At 45.3% G+C, this 15,946-nt stretch carries 17 protein-coding genes and 1 pseudogene; all 18 read left to right on the top strand.

The window, feature by feature from the left end:
• Positions 1-117: pseudogene (locus tag IM473_RS14665) on the top strand (IS1 family transposase); the annotation flags it as partial.
• 607 nt (positions 118-724) lie between these two features.
• Positions 725-2,140 carry a coproporphyrinogen-III oxidase family protein gene (locus IM473_RS14660; protein WP_287660122.1) on the top strand — a complete coding sequence of 472 codons (1,416 nt, stop codon included), beginning with the start codon at positions 725-727 and terminating at the stop codon, positions 2,138-2,140.
• 99 nt (positions 2,141-2,239) lie between these two features.
• Positions 2,240-2,470 (top strand): acyl carrier protein, encoded by a 231-nt coding sequence (locus IM473_RS14655; protein WP_287660121.1) that lies wholly within the window; start codon positions 2,240-2,242, stop codon positions 2,468-2,470.
• Positions 2,467-2,979, top strand: a complete 513-nt coding sequence (locus tag IM473_RS14650) for an SRPBCC family protein (protein ID WP_287660120.1) — start codon at positions 2,467-2,469, stop codon at positions 2,977-2,979. Before IM473_RS14655 ends, IM473_RS14650 begins: the two co-directional genes overlap by 4 nt.
• Positions 2,976-3,407 (top strand): SRPBCC family protein, encoded by a 432-nt coding sequence (locus IM473_RS14645; RefSeq protein WP_287660119.1) that lies wholly within the window; start codon positions 2,976-2,978, stop codon positions 3,405-3,407. Before IM473_RS14650 ends, IM473_RS14645 begins: the two co-directional genes overlap by 4 nt.
• Positions 3,404-3,874, top strand: coding sequence for a hypothetical protein (locus IM473_RS14640; RefSeq protein ID WP_287660118.1), 471 nt, complete (start codon positions 3,404-3,406; stop codon positions 3,872-3,874). Before IM473_RS14645 ends, IM473_RS14640 begins: the two co-directional genes overlap by 4 nt.
• A 2-nt stretch (positions 3,875-3,876) precedes the next feature.
• Complete coding sequence (locus IM473_RS14635) at positions 3,877-5,109, top strand: NAD(P)/FAD-dependent oxidoreductase (protein ID WP_287660117.1); 1,233 nt, start codon at positions 3,877-3,879, stop codon at positions 5,107-5,109.
• A 170-nt stretch (positions 5,110-5,279) separates the two neighbouring features.
• Positions 5,280-6,017 carry a DUF2461 family protein gene (locus tag IM473_RS14630; protein ID WP_287690505.1) on the top strand — a complete coding sequence of 246 codons (738 nt, stop codon included), beginning with the start codon at positions 5,280-5,282 and terminating at the stop codon, positions 6,015-6,017.
• A complete protein-coding gene (locus IM473_RS14625; RefSeq protein WP_287660115.1) occupies positions 6,008-6,775 on the top strand; it encodes a cyclase family protein in 768 nt (255 codons plus the stop codon). The genes IM473_RS14630 and IM473_RS14625 overlap by 10 nt, the downstream gene beginning before the upstream one ends.
• 12 nt (positions 6,776-6,787) lie before the next feature.
• Positions 6,788-7,375: a hypothetical protein gene (locus tag IM473_RS14620; RefSeq protein WP_287690504.1), complete on the top strand. Its 588-nt coding sequence runs from the start codon at positions 6,788-6,790 to the stop codon at positions 7,373-7,375.
• Between the two features lie 13 nt (positions 7,376-7,388).
• On the top strand, positions 7,389-8,651 hold the full coding sequence (locus tag IM473_RS14615; protein WP_287660113.1) for a beta-ketoacyl-[acyl-carrier-protein] synthase family protein: 1,263 nt from the start codon (positions 7,389-7,391) through the stop codon (positions 8,649-8,651).
• The gene (locus IM473_RS14610) at positions 8,648-9,817 is read left to right on the top strand and encodes a beta-ketoacyl-[acyl-carrier-protein] synthase family protein (protein WP_287660112.1); all 1,170 of its coding nucleotides are present in this window, start codon (positions 8,648-8,650) and stop codon (positions 9,815-9,817) included. Before IM473_RS14615 ends, IM473_RS14610 begins: the two co-directional genes overlap by 4 nt.
• A 17-nt stretch (positions 9,818-9,834) precedes the next feature.
• Positions 9,835-10,458 carry a glutathione S-transferase family protein gene (locus tag IM473_RS14605; RefSeq protein ID WP_287660111.1) on the top strand — a complete coding sequence of 208 codons (624 nt, stop codon included), beginning with the start codon at positions 9,835-9,837 and terminating at the stop codon, positions 10,456-10,458.
• Positions 10,459-10,484: 26 nt separating this feature from the next.
• Positions 10,485-11,231: a glutathione S-transferase family protein gene (locus tag IM473_RS14600; RefSeq protein ID WP_287660110.1), complete on the top strand. Its 747-nt coding sequence runs from the start codon at positions 10,485-10,487 to the stop codon at positions 11,229-11,231.
• Between the two features lie 91 nt (positions 11,232-11,322).
• Positions 11,323-12,228 (top strand): glutathione S-transferase family protein, encoded by a 906-nt coding sequence (locus IM473_RS14595; RefSeq protein ID WP_287660109.1) that lies wholly within the window; start codon positions 11,323-11,325, stop codon positions 12,226-12,228.
• A 192-nt stretch (positions 12,229-12,420) separates the two neighbouring features.
• On the top strand, positions 12,421-13,647 hold the full coding sequence (locus IM473_RS14590; RefSeq protein ID WP_287660108.1) for an MFS transporter: 1,227 nt from the start codon (positions 12,421-12,423) through the stop codon (positions 13,645-13,647).
• Between the two features lie 4 nt (positions 13,648-13,651).
• Entirely contained in the window at positions 13,652-14,857 is a 1,206-nt protein-coding gene (locus IM473_RS14585) for an ABC exporter membrane fusion protein (RefSeq protein WP_287660107.1), read from the top strand.
• A 595-nt stretch (positions 14,858-15,452) separates the two neighbouring features.
• On the top strand, positions 15,453-15,946 hold a 494-nt coding region (locus IM473_RS14580), incomplete at its 3' end, for a helix-turn-helix domain-containing protein (RefSeq protein ID WP_287660106.1).

Below are 15,946 nucleotides of genomic sequence, written 5' to 3'. Positions count from 1 at the left end.
CTAGCCCGATTGCATCGCAAAACACTCTGCTATTCTAAGTCTACAGAAATGTTAGGATACTCTATTCGTTTATTAATTCATTATCTGAAGTTTCAAGAAGTGCCTATTCCTTACTGATTCATAGCTTAATTCAGCAACGCCGAATAAAAATCTATACAAATGTATGGATATTCTCAATTTTAATTAAAATGACCATACATAAAAATCTATACAAATGTGCGGAATATCGATTGACAAAAAAAGTTTTTATCGGTATTGTGGATGTGCAAGGGTGAACGACTAAGGGAGCACCTCACCTTTGTAACCTCTAAATCAGTTTTTTATGTCAAGCTATTTTGAAAGCCTTGCTAGAAAACAGCTTTAAGGATAAGTATAGTTACTCATTTGCATAAATGAGATGCTCCCACGACTAAAGATATAGCACTTCTCGCTAGAATGAGGCGCAGGCATAGAGCCTAAACTCTTTGTTGGCAAGACTTGTAAACACCTCAGTCACATGAAAAGCACTATAAGCTCAAACGTCTGTATTGTTCCCCTTAACCAATACGATAGCTGTAGCTTTAGGGAGCGTTGCTGAATCAAGGTATGAATGACAACCTTGCACCCATCCAAAAGTTAGTTTGGGTCTAGGTTTTAAAAATCCCACAAGAGAAGATTCATATCTCAAATCAGCAACGCCGAACATCGGTAATTTTAACCTCGATAGAAAACCACAAGAGTGATTATGTTTACCCTAGACAAACCCTCAGTAAGACCCTATCCAGAAAAATGTCGCTTACCGTTTATTTTGTATCCTCCCGCTATGTGGGAAAATTCTTTAGGTAGTCAATTCGCTTCCTCCTATTTACAACTAGATCGATCCGCGGGAGATTACGTTGTTTATCTATCGATTCCATTTTGTCGGGTACGATGCAAAGCTTGTCCTTACTTTGTACAAATTTTAAGCGAAATTGATTCTGCTGATTACGAAACTCACTACGTCGATGCTCTGATAAAAGATATTCAACGTTGGGGTAGTTATCCGAGATGGCGGGATGGCTCTTTGAAAGCGATTTATATCGGTGGCGGTACGGGATCGATTCTTAAAACCCATAACCTAAAAAGGCTAGTAGATGCCTTATTCGAGAGTTTTCCGATATCCTCCCGCTATTCTTTAACGCTAGAAGGGAACGCTCGGGACTTTACACCGGACAAAATAGACTATGTCGTGAACTCTCCAATTAATCGAGTGAGTTTAGGAGTACAGTCTTTCGATGAAAAAGTGTTAAAAATTGTCGGCTCCCCTCATGCTGCCGAAGCGAGTTTAATCACCATTAAATCGCTACAAGAACGGGGATTTAATAATATCCAGATGGATATGATGTACAATATGCCTGGCCATACTCTAGATGTGTGGAAGAAAGATCTTCACATCTTAGAAAGCTTGAACATCAAGCATTTTACTATCTATCTCTATCGGATTCACGAGGGAACTCCTCAAGATAATTTAATCAAGAAAGGAGAAGTTCCACCAGTTTTAGACCCCGATTCTGAATACGTTGTTAGCATGTATCGAGAAGCGGTTAATTATGCGGAAAGATTGGGCTATAAGATGTATATGTTCGATCATTTCGCTCAAGAGGGATACGATAACCCGTATAACCTGTATACTTTTAAAGAAGCGCGAGACGCTTTGGGTATCGGGGCGGGAGCGTATAGTTTCATTAATAGTTATCGCACGGGAAGCGAGAAAAATGTAGATAAATACATCGAGATGGTTAATCGTGGCGAACACCTGATCACGTCAGTTTCTAACCAGATGTCTCCCCGTGTTCGCCAAGAACGTTACGTCATTTTCGCCTTCCAATATTTCGAGGTAGAATTTTCCGCCTACCGTCAACAGTTCGGTAGTGAATTAATAGATGATTTCGGTGATATTATCGATCGCTTAGTCCGAAAAGGTTTAGTAGCGATTCAGTCCGACCGGATCGTAATGACAAAACTGGGTAAAGAATGGCGTATGAACGTGTTGTTAGAGTTTGTCAATCCTGATTTTTGGGGCGATGTGGGAGCGATCAAACAGCCTAACTGGGCGATGAATGTTCCGATGGTCGATCTAGTTGCCAATAAACGAGAACGCTGGTTAGGCGATATCGCTTAATCACGCGTGCTAACCGCGTATTTCCAAACTGTTTTTTAGAGGAACTGCCTTTTCTCCATTATCCATTTATTTTGTTGTCACCTTTAGGAGATATTCGTGATGAAAGATATTCTGTCTATCCTGGCCGATATGGGCATTGAAATCGATTTGTTAGAACCCGATTCTGTACTTGGCGATAACCTCGGTATGGATTCTCAAGAAATCGTAGAATTGCACTGTAATATCGAAGACTTTTTTGGTATCGATTTACCGATGAATTCGATCAACAAAAATCATTCTTTGAAGGATTTAAATCAATTAGTTCAACAATCTGTAGGAGTTGCCGTATGAGTACCGAAAAAGGCTTTCAATACTATTGTGAAACCGATGCGATCATTAATTGTGACGATCGAGCCGCTTATCAAGCGTTATTCAAACTCGAGGACTGGACAAAATTCCTTCCCCATATTCAAGCCATAAACGTTCTATACGATGATGGACGCTATCAAGAATTCACAATGACCGTAGTTTCGGAAAAAGATGCGGGAACTCTGACTGTGCGGTCAGTGCGTTTATGCGATGGGGACAAAGGTACGATCAGCTTTTTTCAACCGGAACCACCAAAATTTTTGACCCATCATGCTGGAGGTTGGCAATTTATTCCCATCGACGATCAAACCTGTCAGGTGATTACTTTCCATAATTGGAATCTTCAAGAGGAAAAGGCGGCGGCGATGTTTTCAGAAGGTGATTACGAACAACGAGTGGCCGATCTATTACTCAACCACGCGAAATTCGCCCTCGGCAATTGGAAACGTGTTTTGGAAAATCCATCGATCATAGTGGAGAGTGTAGCATGATTAGCGAAAGTGTAACGGTTCATCGATCGCTCGCGGCTGTTTTTAATGCCTTCGCCGACCTAGAGAATTGGAAGCGGGTTCTTCCCGATGTTTTAGGAGTGGACATTCTCTACGACGATGGTTGCCATCAAGAATTTCTGATGACCGTCGAGCGTCCCAAAGGAGCGGAAATGATCCGAGGTATCCGGTTCTGCCAACCGAACGATCACATCGAATTGTTTCAACCGGTTCCTCCTCCCGGTTTCCAATCGATGACTGGTCGTTGGACATTTCAAGAACAACAGGACAAGGTAACGGTAACGGCCGAGCGCTGGTTTACCCTAGCCCCGAACAACGATTTGAACGACGAAGAAATGGGGGAAAAATTACGGTGCTACCTGCGGCACAATCTGGGACTTTTTCAAGCCAGTTTGGAGCGGGGAGCATGAAGTTCCTAACGGTAAAAACAACGGTTTCTGCTTCTGTCGATCAGGTATCGCAAGATCTTTGGCAATTCGAGAAGTTGCAGAGTCTTTGGAATCCGATTACCCAATATCAAATTACCTACGATGACGGTTTTCACCAAGAATGTCGGATGTGGGTAGATTGGCAGGGAGAGCGAGTGCCTTTACGGGCGATCCGCTGGCGAAAGGGAGAGGATATTTGGTTTTTTAATCCAGAACCACCACCAATGATGAGTTTTCATCGCGGGATATGGCGAATACGCCGGCTCGATGCCGATCTCTGCCAGATTATCGCTTACCGAGAGTACAATATCTCTCCCTTTCTCCAAAACGATGAGACCGATGAAAAAATCAGAGAACAGCGATTTCATAAAGCTTTTAAAGAGCGGTTGGAAACGTTGACAAAATACTTACAACGCCATTACGCGAATCTTTCTTCTGTAGAGATATAGTTATGTCCTCTCGATCTTATGACGCAATCATCATCGGTGCCGGACCAGCGGGGGCGACCGCCGCTAATCTGTTATCCCGACAAGGTTTAACGGTTCTGATGCTCGATCGGGGTCAACACCCGACCCCGCAAATTCCCCAAACCTACTGCGGTTGGTCTGACGATTTACTCCAGCGTTTGGGGGTCGATGGAAACGTGAAAACCGCTCTAGAACCCCCGAAACCGGTTCGATTCGTCGCCTGTCAAGGTGATTTCGACTTTTCCGTGGAAATCCAACCCTGTCGCCATCTAAGGGACGAACGCGGGCTAACCCTAAATCGAACGGTCTTTGATCGGCTTTTGGTGGAAGAAGCGGTGCGACAGGGGGTAACCTACCTGCCGCGAACCCTTGTCACGGAAATTATCCAAAGTGATAAGCGGGTTACCGGGGTGATCTGCGAGAACGCGGGGAACACCTGGGACTATCTAGCCGATTCGATTGTCGATGCCAGCGGGAAATTCTCCCTGCTTCCTAACATCCTAACTTTAAAAACGGTGGGCGAGCCTCTGGACGAGCGAATAGCGGTTTTCTCTCATTTTGTCCATCCCGATTTCGCCGCTTTACTTCCCGATGGTGGCATGACGGTGGTGACCCTCGAAGGGGGTTATCTTCTAATCGCGCCCTTAAGTGATGATCGCTTTAGCGTGATTGCGGTGTTAGCCCGCTCTGCGCCGATCGCCGAAGGGAAAAACCCGTCAGAATGCTTCCATCGGGCGATCGCTGTTTGGTTGCCCCTCGCGGAAGCAGTCGCAAAAGCACAGCGGACGCTTCCAGTGATCCCAGTGATCGATCGACCTTGGCAATGTCGTAGCCTTAGCGGGCCTGGATACCTGATCACTGGGGAAGCGGCGGTTTTCGGGGATCCTTTCTTCTCGACCGGGGTTGCCTTCGCCCTTGACAGTGGAGAATTAGCGGCGCGAGCGATTCAAGAAATCGCGGCGGGGAGAGATCGGAACGAGGTGGCGATCACCTACGATCAACTGGTGCGGGAGTCGATCGACCGTCATCAGGATACGGGTCGGGTTTGGTTGGATAGTCTGCCCCTGCGCCAGTTAACCATGGCTTGCGCAGATCCCCATCTTCCTTGGGGAGTTCCCTTGGCGGTGTTACATCTGTTCGGTGGCGCCGATCCGCTCGATCGACCGACTCTCGCCATGACGCGGGCGCGTCAACAGTACGCCTCGGTAATAGGATAATCATCCCTCTATCTGGCTCCGTTGCTAATTGGCGAGAATCCGCGGCACTTCCTAGATAGTTTCTCCCCATCGGATCGGTGCCGCTATATCCACAAACGGTTTTCCGAAAAGTTGATAGTGCCGATCCCTCGGAATCTAAGAAAATTTCCATTTATTCAACCCGCCGAGATATGTCTCAACTCTCCTACCCTTTACCCCGAGAAACTTTTCAATTTCTGCAAGCGTTGACGCGAAACAACGATAGGGAATGGTTTAACGCGGAACGTCAGGTTTATCAAAACCAAGTCGTTACCCCGATCAGTCGGTTGATCGATCGTCTCCGGCCAGTTCTGCAAAGATTAGAGCCGAAATTGGATGTTTCCTATCGGGTAAATACGACCGTGATGCGTATCAATCGCGACCGACGTTTTCATCCAGAAGCGGCTCCCTACCGTACTTACATTAAAGTATCTTTTCCGATTCAGGGACGAAAATGGTCGGACGATCCCGTTTTAGGGTTCGGGGTATTTCCAGAGTATTTTTACGTGGCTTTCCGGAATGCTGGACAGAAACGGCGTAGTTTTATTCAACGCTACAGCCAAAACCTGAAGGCACATCGAGAGATAGTCGAACGTTGGTTGGTCGATTGTCAAGTCCCAAAAACCCTCCAGTTTCTCGGTGGCGAACACGACGATATCGCTGTCATTTCCAACTGTAGTTCTCGATGGGAAGATTGGTCAACACTCTCGGAACCAACAGTCGGCTATATCTGGTCGGGAAGCCCGATCGAGAGGATAGAGGCGATCCCTTTTGAGGAAGTGGTTGATCGCTTGATCCGTCTCTATTTTCTAAAATTACTCGCTCTTAGCGACGATGTCGCCACGGACTCGCTCACCTATTTTTCCAGAGTAAGGGAATTATGCGTCTAATCGATCTGAGTTTAACCCTAGAAGCCACCCCGAGCGAACCGGTTCCCGTCGAGATCGAGTACATCGATCACGCGCGGGGGGCAGATATTCTCGGTCAACCCATCGGCATCGATCGGAACGCTTTTCCCGAAAAGATGGGACTGTCTCTGGAATACGTGCGTTGTACTACCCATTCGGGAACTCATATCGACGCTCCCCATCATTACGGGGTTCTCTGCGAGGGAAAACCCGCTAAAACGATCGATGAATTGCCTTTAGATTGGTTTTTCCATCCCGGAGTCCGGCTAGATTGTCGTCGGGACTCCGTCGATCAATCCGTCGGGGTGAGCGAGATTCAGGAACAGTTACGGGAAATTAACTATCGGCTAAAACCCTTCGATATCGTGCTTCTGTATACTGGGGCCGAAGAAAAATGGGGCGAGCCCGAATATTTCACCCACTTTCGCGGGGTCAGCCGAGAGGCGACCGCTTGGTTAATTGAGCAGGGTATTAAGGTAATCGGTGTTGACAGTTTTGGATTCGATCCTCCCTTCGGACAAATGCTCGATCGATACCGGCAACAGAAACGACAGGACGTTCTCTGGCCTGCCCATTTTTACGGTCGTCAACGGGAGTATTGCCAGATCGAGCGCTTGACTAATCTCGCGAAAATTCCGGTTTCCACCGGTTTTACCGTCGCCTGTTTTCCTATCAAAGTTCGGGGTTGTGGTGCCGGTTGGAGTCGGGTGGTGGCGATCGTTCCCGAATCTAGCGACTAGCGGAAGACAGGAGTGAAAAGAAATAGAACTACCGAAGTTCTATCACTCGCCACTTCTTTTCTATTAACGAAAACTCGTACCTTCGATTTTGTAGTACCTAGGGGTTCGATCATGGACTTTATTTTCTATAACCGATCAGTCAACATTCAGTCGTCAATAGAAGAGGTAAAAACCTTTGTCAATCACGTTCCAAATTTATTAAAATGGACGCAATTTTTTCTCGCTATCGAGGAGGTTAAAGAGGAACGTTACACTGTACAAACTAAGTTCGGTCAGGCGACCACTTGGATTGAATTGATTCAAACACTCTCCGGTTACCAATTGAATCTGCATTCTCTGTTCGGAACTCGCTTAGAATCGGCATTAATTCATTTAGAGACTAACGAGCTAGAAACGCGATTGACTTTTGAAATTCATTTACCGACTCAATGGACGGAAGAGCAAACGAACTCACAATTACAACAATTGCAGGGAGAACTATTCAAACTCAAGGCGTTAATCGAGATCGAGTCGGGTTTATCTTCGGTCAAGTCCGAACTCGAACGCCAAGAACGGTCAATCCGTTCTCGGGAAAATTTTTACGGACTATTAATTGCGTGAGGAAATCAATCCCATGAATAAAAGAAGAGTCGTGATCACCGGTATGGGAACGATCAATCCCAACGGTAAAACAGTAGCGGAATTCTGGAGTAATTGCTGTAAAGGTCGATCGGGGGTGCGATCGATTACCGCCTTTCCCATTAGTGAGGAATACTCCCGAATCGCCGGGATCGTTGATGATTTCGAGCCTTGGCAAACCCTGCCCGCGCTCTCCCCGACGCTTGATCGCTCCACCCAATTCGCCCTCGTGGCCGCGCGGGAAGCCTTGAATCAAGCGAATCTAGAAGAATTGCCGCGTCCGGAAAGAGCGGGAGTCTTTATTTCGACGGCGATCGCCCAGATCGCCAGCATGGAAAGGGCTTTTCGTCAGCAAAGTCAAGAAGGGCAGTACCGTTTGGAGGGCGTGCCGCTTCTCGACACCAGTTTAATAGATGCTTTTGATTTTAACAGTACGGCGAAGATTTTGGCGCGACAATACAACTGTCGGGGAGGGTACACTACCATTACCACTGGTTGTACCGGAGGATTAGACGCTATCGGTTACGCGATAGCCGCGATCCGATCTGGCGCAGTAGATATGGCCTTAACTGGTTCAACGGAAGCACCGATCACCCCCTTAACAGTGGCGGCTTTCGGAAAAATCGGCGCCACATCGAAAAGTAACCGTCCACCAAGTGAGGTGAGTCGGCCCTTTGAGCGGGAGCGGGACGGGTTTGTCTTGGCGGAAGGTTGCGGCATTTTAGTCATCGAGGAACTGAATCACGCCCTAGGGAGAGGAGCGATGATTTTAGGGGAATTAATGGGTTTCGGCAGTGTTAATAATTGCTATCACATGACCGATATTCCCAAAGACGGCAAACGCATCGCCGATTCGGTTTTTCTCGCTCTCAAAGATGCTACCTTAACTCCCGATGCCATCGATTCGATCAACGCACACGGTTCCTCGACCCCGCAGAACGATGTGGCGGAAACGAACGCCTATTATCGAGTTTTCGGCGATCGGGCCGCGACGATTCCCGTTACCTCGAATAAATCCCAGATCGGTCATCCTCTGTCCGCCTCGAACAGCATCGAAGTAATCGCCTCGGTGCAGTCCCTACGATTGGGAATTATCCCACCAACTATCAACTTAGTTGAAAAAGATCCCGATTGTCCTCTAAATGTGGTAGACAATGAAGCTCGCTACCAACCGACCCGTTGCTTGCTGAAAACCAGCAGTGGTTTTTCGGGAATTCATTCTAGCGTCATCATTCACGCTTTTACGGAACAGATATGAATAAGCACCGCTATGTAATTTCGGGTTTGGGATTGGCGATTCCCGCCGGGGTCGATCTCGACACGATCTGGCGAACTCTAGCCGAGGGTCAACCTCTCTTTCAACCCCACGAGGAGTTTTCTCGAATTCTAGTGGCCAGTATTGGGGAGGAACAGTTAGATCACGGATTAAATCAGCGTCAGTTAAAAAAACTCGATCGCTTTACCGTATTATCAGCCGTGGCCACGAAAGCTGCACTAGAAGATTCTTCATTCCCGCTTGTCAAAGAAAACCAGGATAGCTTGGGGATTCTCTTGGGCAATTGTACGGGGGGATGGTCTTATGTGGAACCGATGATGTATCCTCTCTATACCGAGGGAATGCAAGCGATTAACCCCTACGTTGCCACTGCGTGGTTTCCCGCCGCGCCGCAAGGAGAATTATCGATCTATCACGGAATCGGCGGCTATAGTAAAACCCTCGCTGGGGATCGACTAAGCGCGGGGTTAGCCCTCGAACAATCACTCTGGTTACTGGAATCGGAAGTAGCGGGAGCGTTTCTCGTCGGTGGGGCGGAATCTCCCTTGAGTTCTCTGGTAATTAATGCTTTTCTGTCCGAGGAGGAACTTTCCACTCGACAGCAGTATCAGCCGTTTACCGATCAGGCCGATGGCCATCTGTTAGGGGAGGGCGCGGGAATCGTTCTGGTGGAGAATTACGAGCGAGCGCAACAACGGGAGGCGAATCTATACGCCGAAGTAGTCGGAATCGGGCGGGCAATGTCCTTAGAAACGGCAATCAAACGTTGTTTAGAAACCGCGAATTTAAGTGCTGATCGGATCGATTACGTGTTGCTAGACGGAGCGGGAAATCTCACCGCCGATCAGGAAGAGTATCGTTGTCTCGGTGCGGTTTTCGGCGACAATTCTCGCATCTTATTGAGTGCCCCGAAATCACTCTACGGCAATTTACTCGGTGCAAACATGGCGGTAGATATCGCATTGGCTTGTCTCAGTTTTCAAAAGCAGACGGTATTACCCACCTATAGCCTGACAGGAATTGTATTGCCACCCCCCTGCGGTTGTCATGTAGTGGGAAAAGCCATATCTCACCCTCTGGAGTATATCCTCATCAACGGTCGCGATCGCGAGGGGCAAAGCTTAGCTATTGTACTGAAACGGCTCTAGTTTTTCGGGCGTATTTTATGAACAAACTCATCCTGTATCATTTTCCAAAATCTTCCTGTAGTCGCAAAGTGACTTTCGTTCTCCATTACAAAGGGATTTCCTATCAAGAAGCGATTGTCAATTTGGAACGGGGAGAACAGAAACAACCTGATTTTCTCCGACTCAACCCCTTCGGCCAAGTGCCAGTCTTAGATTACAACGGGAAAATTATTTACGATTCGGCGGTAATCAATGAATTTTTGGAAGAAACGTTTCCAGAACGATCCCTATTACCCACTGACCTGGTCGCGCGAGCCAACGTACGCCTGAGCACCCTCTACGCCGACCAAGTTTTTTACCCGAAAATTTCCGCCATTCTCAAAGAATTTCGTCAACGCTCGGGTCGCTCGATTATCGAGAAACTCTCGAGCAATTTTCAAGAGACGGCTTTGGCCTTTTTGGAATCGCAGTTACAGGAACAAGCCGATCCCTTTCTATTCGGTTTATTAACGCTTGCCGACATTGCTTACGCGCCAGGATTAGAGACATTAATTCAAGTCAGTAATTTATCGTTAACTCCGTTTCCCGCGACCCGTCGTTGGTTGGATTCTCTAGGCGATGTCCCAGCATTTCGGTCTAGTTCACCCCTGACTACTGTTTAGTTTTTTTGATTACCGAGGAAATCATCATGAGTGCTATCAATGTTTTTATCTGGACTCCGATATTCGGTCTGCCGTCTTCTTCTCCTTTTTGTCTCAAGGTTCTAGCCGCTTTACGTTATAAAGGCATCGAGCATCAGGTCACCGTACTTGATCGGTCTCCGAGTTGGGTTCAACGAGGAAAATTACCGGTCATTAAAATTAATGACACGATCATCGAGGATTCTACAAATATTCTCAAGCGATTGGATGAAATTTATCCCCACACATCTTCTTTGTACCCCTTAGATCCAGGTGAACGCGCGGAAACTCTTTTACTAGAGGATTGGAGTGATGAATCTCTCTATTGGTTTTTAGTTTATTCTCGTTGGGCGATCAACGAACATTTTGAGCCATTTAAAGCGGAGGCTTTTCAAGGGCTACCGTACCCATTGCGCAGGATCATCCCTCCCTTAATCCGTCAGACAATGATTAAACGCTTACAAGCTCAGGGGATCGCTAAACTACCTCATAAAGAAAGAATCAAACGCTTTCAAGAGGCTTGCTGGTGCCTAGAACAGCGGCTACAAAATCGTGATTATTTAATTAACGATCGCCTCACCGCTGCAGATCTGGCGATTTATTCTCAACTACAAATTATTGCCAGATCACGATTTAAAGATCTTTTCCCCGCTTTGAAAAAACAGGGCTTGCTAATGGCTTGGTTAACTCGGGTTGAAAGTTGCCTAGAAACTACGAAACAATTAAGGTTCGCTACCGAAATTATTGCTAAATGATTGTAGTAAAGACAGCAGAATTTTCAATAATTTAACGAAAATTCTGCTGTCTTAAACATCCGATTAATTTTTTACAAGGAGAATCGCGATCATGGGATATCTTAATGGAGGTCAATGGCGAATAGAAAGCGTTATACCGACGCGGGATCAACGCTATGTACGTAGTCCGACGACTTTTCGACACAAAATAACGGCAGACGGTTCTTCGGGTTATTTAGCCGAGTCCGGACGGTATCATCTCTATGTTTCTCCCTCTTGTCCTTGGGCGCATCGTGTTTTACTAGCGCTTCGATTACAGGGATTAGAAGAATCGATCTCGATGTCGATGGCCGATCCATTGGTCGGGGAACAGGGTTGGACATTTCCCCAAAATTCACTCGACGATCTTTATTTATGGCAGGTTTACACGCGAGCCGTGCCGAACTATACGGGAAGGGCTACCGTCCCCGTTTTATGGGATAAAAAACGCCAGACAATTGTAAATAACGAGTCACGAGAAATCCTTCGGATGCTTGATCGAGAATTTATCTCGCTTGCGCGATCGCCACGGTCATATTGCCCGTCAGAAAAGGAATATCTGATCGATCAAAGGATCGATGAAATTCATCTGGTCAATAACGGGGTTTATCGGGTGGGATTCGCGGCTACACAGGCGGCGCGAGAGGAGGCTTTGAAGGAGTTGTTTACGGCTCTCGATCGGTGGGAGGCATTTCTATCCGTTCAGCGTTTTCTGTGCGGTGACGAGATTACAGAGGCGGATTGGTGTTTATTCGTGACGTTGATCCGATTTGATTGCGCCTATTACGGGGCATTTGGCTGTAATCTCCGCCGGCTAACAGAATATCCGCATCTTCAGAGTTATTTATGGGAGTTATACGCGGTAGCGGGAGTAGCGGAAACTTGTAATTTTCTAGCGATCTGTCGCCATTACTATCTATCGTATCCTTCACGTCTTCAGAATCAGGAAATGTTTTCCAAAATTACACAAGAGAGATAACTTTATTTGAAAACTAAGGTTCTTTCAACTCTACGGGAAGACAAAGCGTTTCTCTCTTGCGTAATAGCCTAAAAGATGATCGATCACTCCGAGTGATTTCCTCATGATCAATAAATCTTCGATACTCACGGAGTAAACTCGAGATCATTACTACTCACACGAAAAGAAATTTCTTATTTTTGGAGTTTTTCTATGAAATGTAAACAAAGCACAGCTTTAGTTTTTATCTTTCTAGCAATTTTTATCGATTTTATGAGTGGGAGTATGATTATTCCTATTCTTCCTTATATTATTGAGCACTACCGAAGTGACGCTTTAACGGTGGGTTTACTGGAAGCCAGTTTTTTTCTCGCTATTTTTATCGCCAGTCCGCTTTTAGGTTCTTTATCGGATCGATTCGGCCGTCGTCCAGTTTTATTGTGGAGTACCTTCGGGACAGCTATCGGCTGTACAATTTTCGGTTTGGCAAATAGTTTAGTTTGGTTGTTTGTCGGACGGATTCTCGACGGGATTACTGGGGGATTTCTTTCCACGGCTCAAGCGTATATTGCCGATATCTCGAAACGTGAAGATCGGGCGAAAAACTTCGGACTTCTCGGCGCAGCTTTCGGTTTGGGGTTTATTCTCGGTCCAGTGGTTGGAGGTCTGTTAGTGCAAGTTAACCTCAACTTACCGATCTTAACCGCCGCTACTTTAGCATTGTTCAATACGATTTTTGGCTTTTTTGCACTTCCCGAATCCCTATCGGTGGAAAACCGACGATCGTTTAAGGTCGCCGATTTAAATCCGTTTAGCCAAGTGTTTGACTTAATCAGCCACGCTTTGATTGGTTATCTTGTTATCGCCTTTTTAATCTTTAACCTTTCCTTTGCCGGTTTCCAAACGAATATCGCTGTTTTAACGCGTGATCGATTCCATTGGACTCCAGGAGATAACGCCATACTTTTCGCTTACATCGGCTTAGTTTCATCGATCGTTCAAGGGGGATTACTACGGATTATATTAAATCGGTTCAGCGAGAAACAAGTAGCGATTACGGGTTTAGCGTTTGCGGGTATCGCTCTCGTTTGGATCGCGATGGGAGTACGGGAAGTCGGTTTTTATTTTGCCGTGGGAGTTTTCGCGTCTGGTGTCGGTTTATGTATGCCAACTTTGCGGGGTTTAATTTCATCGGGAGCTTCGGAGCAGGAACAAGGAAAAGTTATGGGAGCAACACAAGCTTTAGTAAGTATTACGATGATTTTTGGACCGCTTTGGGCGGGGTTTAGTTTCGATCACTTCGGTTTTGCTACTCCCTACTGGACTGGTGCTATTTTGGTATTTATCGCATGGCGAGTGATGAATTTTTCGGTTAAAAGATCGGTACATTCTTCCGTTTTTAACTCTTCGAAAATCGTTGTTGAAAATTTAGAAAAGTAAATCGATGAATCCTTCCTCTATCAAAATCGCTCTTCGTCTCTATCTTGGCTTTCTCGTTAATTTATTCGTTTATGTTTTTCTAGTAGGAACTTCTATGATCGTCGCTTGGAATTTTTACAAGTTATTGCGACAAACGAACGCTAAACCTATCGCAATGGCAACGAATTCCGATGTAAAAATTACTCCGAAAAAAGTAGCGGCTTTAGGACGTTTGGAACCTCAAGGAAAAATGCTCGAATTGGCCGCTTCTCCCATCGGGGGAACCCGTATTGCCCGCTTATTAGTTCAAGAGGGTGATACGGTGAAAAAGGGACAGATACTCGCAGTTCTCGATGGTCAAATCACATTACTCGCGCAAATCGAACAAGCGAAGAATCAAGTGGCGGTAGCACGTTCTCAATTGGCACAGGTAGAAGCGGGAGCAAAAGTGGGACAAATTCAAGCCCAACGAGAAAATATCGCTAGTTTGGAGGCGAATCTCAACGGTCAGGTGATCACGCAAACGGCGACGATTAATCGTCTGAAAACAGAATTGCAAAACGCGATCGATGAATATAACCGTTACGATCTCTTGCATAGTGAAGGAGCGATATCCGCTTCCGAGTACGATAGTAAACGCTTGCAGAAAGAAACTTTAGCTTGGCAAGTTAAAGAGGCAGAGTTTAATTTATCTCAAATTAAAAATACTCTGCAAAAACAGATCGAACAGGCTAAAGCAACTCTCGCTCAAATTAAAGAAGTAAGACCAGTGGATGTGGCGGTCGCGCGAGCTAATGTCGATACGGCAATAACAGCTTTAAAGAAATCTCAATCGGACTTAAAGTTTAGTTATATTTCCTCTCCTATTGACGGGCAAATTATTAAGATTAATATTCGTGAAGGAGAATCGATCAACAAAAATAATAGTAGCATTTTTAAATTAGCACGTACACAACAGATGGTGGCGATCGCCGAAGTGTACGAGACAGATATCGATCAGGTTCGTTTAGGGCAACGAGCGATATTAACGAGTAAAGCGTTTCCTGAAATTTTACACGGTACAGTAGAGCAGATCGGTCTAGAAATTGGGAAACAAGATGTGCTCAGTTCTGACCCAGTGGCAAGTGTAGATGCGAGGGTTTCTGAAGTAAAAATTCGTCTAGATACCATGGATAGCGAACGGGTAAAATCTCTGACAAATTTACAGCTACAAATCAAAATTATGTTGTAAAAATTCGTTTAGGAGTTGTTTGAACTGGTAATAAGACAAAATCCACGAGTAAAACCCTCTTTAAGGAGTAGAATGAAAAATGTTTAGAAAAGCTCGCTCATACTCTATAGTGCGCCTAATTGATTTATGAACGGGTAGGCTCTAGAAATCAAGTGTAGCACGACGGCAAACGGAGAGTTTTTACATTTCATTTAGGTGCGCTATATCCGTCAAAGAAAAACTGAAAATATGTTATTAGTTAAACCCTGTCAAAATAGAATCTCGTCACTGATATCCGCTGCGGCTAATAGCTGAGAAACGAACAATTAAACAAGGGGTTCTTATAGTCGGTCATAAATATATAGCGTTTCCTAAGCTAGTGAGGTATACCTATTTTTCTTCCCTTTTGCCTCTTGCCCTTTGCCTAAAGCCCATAACTTTTGTAGCTCAGCAGACTGAAAAACGCTATAATTACACTGAAGATATTGTAAGGAACTACAACCAGTGATAAGAATCGACAACCGTCAATCAATGAAGAGACAAAACAATCCGTCTTTCAAACGGCTTCTCATACCAAATCCTGTTATAATAAAACGATTAAATACGAGGATATAAAATGCCTAAGAAAGCTTACTTAGCCGAATATCTAAGTTCAGAGGAACTGAAAGATAGATATAGAAGCAGTCAAGACTCAGTGGAAACAAGAAGATGGCACTTATTGTGGAAAATATCGTTAGGATGGACAATCAAAAATGCGGCAGTAGCTGTGGGGTTAGATTATCAATATAGTTTTAGAATTATTAAAAGATCTAATGAATTAGAAAAAAAAGGAGTTAAAAATCTCAAGAAAAAAAGTGCGGAACATTGGAGAGGAAAAGAACCTTTATTAAAGGAAGAACAATTTCAAAAATTAAAAGAAGAACTGAAAGAACGTCCTGCGGATGGAGGAATCTGGACAAGTCCGAAGGTAGTCCGATGGATAAAAAAGGAAACGGGACGAGAAAAAGTTTGGAATCAAAGGGGATGGGATTACTTAAAAAAGTCGAGATATTCTTGTCAAAAACCCAGTCCAAAACATAAAAAGGGAGACCCAGTTGAACAAGAAAAATT

Origin of the sequence: Microcystis sp. M015S2 (genome assembly GCF_020245945.1) — a bacterium.
Classification (GTDB): Bacteria; Cyanobacteriota; Cyanobacteriia; order Cyanobacteriales; family Microcystaceae; genus Microcystis.
This window is presented reverse-complemented; position numbering and strand designations above follow the sequence as displayed.

Excerpts from the sequence above, each read along its gene's own strand:
- IM473_RS14635 (WP_287660117.1), top strand. The coding sequence starts at position 3,877 with ATGTCCTCTCGATCTTATGACGCAATCATCATCGGTGCCGGACCAGCG.
- IM473_RS14655 (WP_287660121.1), top strand. The coding sequence starts at position 2,240 with ATGAAAGATATTCTGTCTATCCTGGCCGATATGGGCATTGAAATCGAT.
- IM473_RS14605 (WP_287660111.1), top strand. The coding sequence starts at position 9,835 with ATGAACAAACTCATCCTGTATCATTTTCCAAAATCTTCCTGTAGTCGC.
- IM473_RS14595 (WP_287660109.1), top strand. The coding sequence starts at position 11,323 with ATGGGATATCTTAATGGAGGTCAATGGCGAATAGAAAGCGTTATACCG.
- IM473_RS14660 (WP_287660122.1), top strand. The coding sequence starts at position 725 with ATGTTTACCCTAGACAAACCCTCAGTAAGACCCTATCCAGAAAAATGT.
- IM473_RS14610 (WP_287660112.1), top strand. The coding sequence starts at position 8,648 with ATGAATAAGCACCGCTATGTAATTTCGGGTTTGGGATTGGCGATTCCC.
- IM473_RS14590 (WP_287660108.1), top strand. The coding sequence starts at position 12,421 with ATGAAATGTAAACAAAGCACAGCTTTAGTTTTTATCTTTCTAGCAATT.
- IM473_RS14625 (WP_287660115.1), top strand. The coding sequence starts at position 6,008 with ATGCGTCTAATCGATCTGAGTTTAACCCTAGAAGCCACCCCGAGCGAA.
- IM473_RS14645 (WP_287660119.1), top strand. The coding sequence starts at position 2,976 with ATGATTAGCGAAAGTGTAACGGTTCATCGATCGCTCGCGGCTGTTTTT.
- IM473_RS14650 (WP_287660120.1), top strand. The coding sequence starts at position 2,467 with ATGAGTACCGAAAAAGGCTTTCAATACTATTGTGAAACCGATGCGATC.
- IM473_RS14630 (WP_287690505.1), top strand. The coding sequence starts at position 5,280 with ATGTCTCAACTCTCCTACCCTTTACCCCGAGAAACTTTTCAATTTCTG.
- IM473_RS14600 (WP_287660110.1), top strand. The coding sequence starts at position 10,485 with ATGAGTGCTATCAATGTTTTTATCTGGACTCCGATATTCGGTCTGCCG.
- IM473_RS14640 (WP_287660118.1), top strand. The coding sequence starts at position 3,404 with ATGAAGTTCCTAACGGTAAAAACAACGGTTTCTGCTTCTGTCGATCAG.
- IM473_RS14615 (WP_287660113.1), top strand. The coding sequence starts at position 7,389 with ATGAATAAAAGAAGAGTCGTGATCACCGGTATGGGAACGATCAATCCC.
- IM473_RS14585 (WP_287660107.1), top strand. The coding sequence starts at position 13,652 with ATGAATCCTTCCTCTATCAAAATCGCTCTTCGTCTCTATCTTGGCTTT.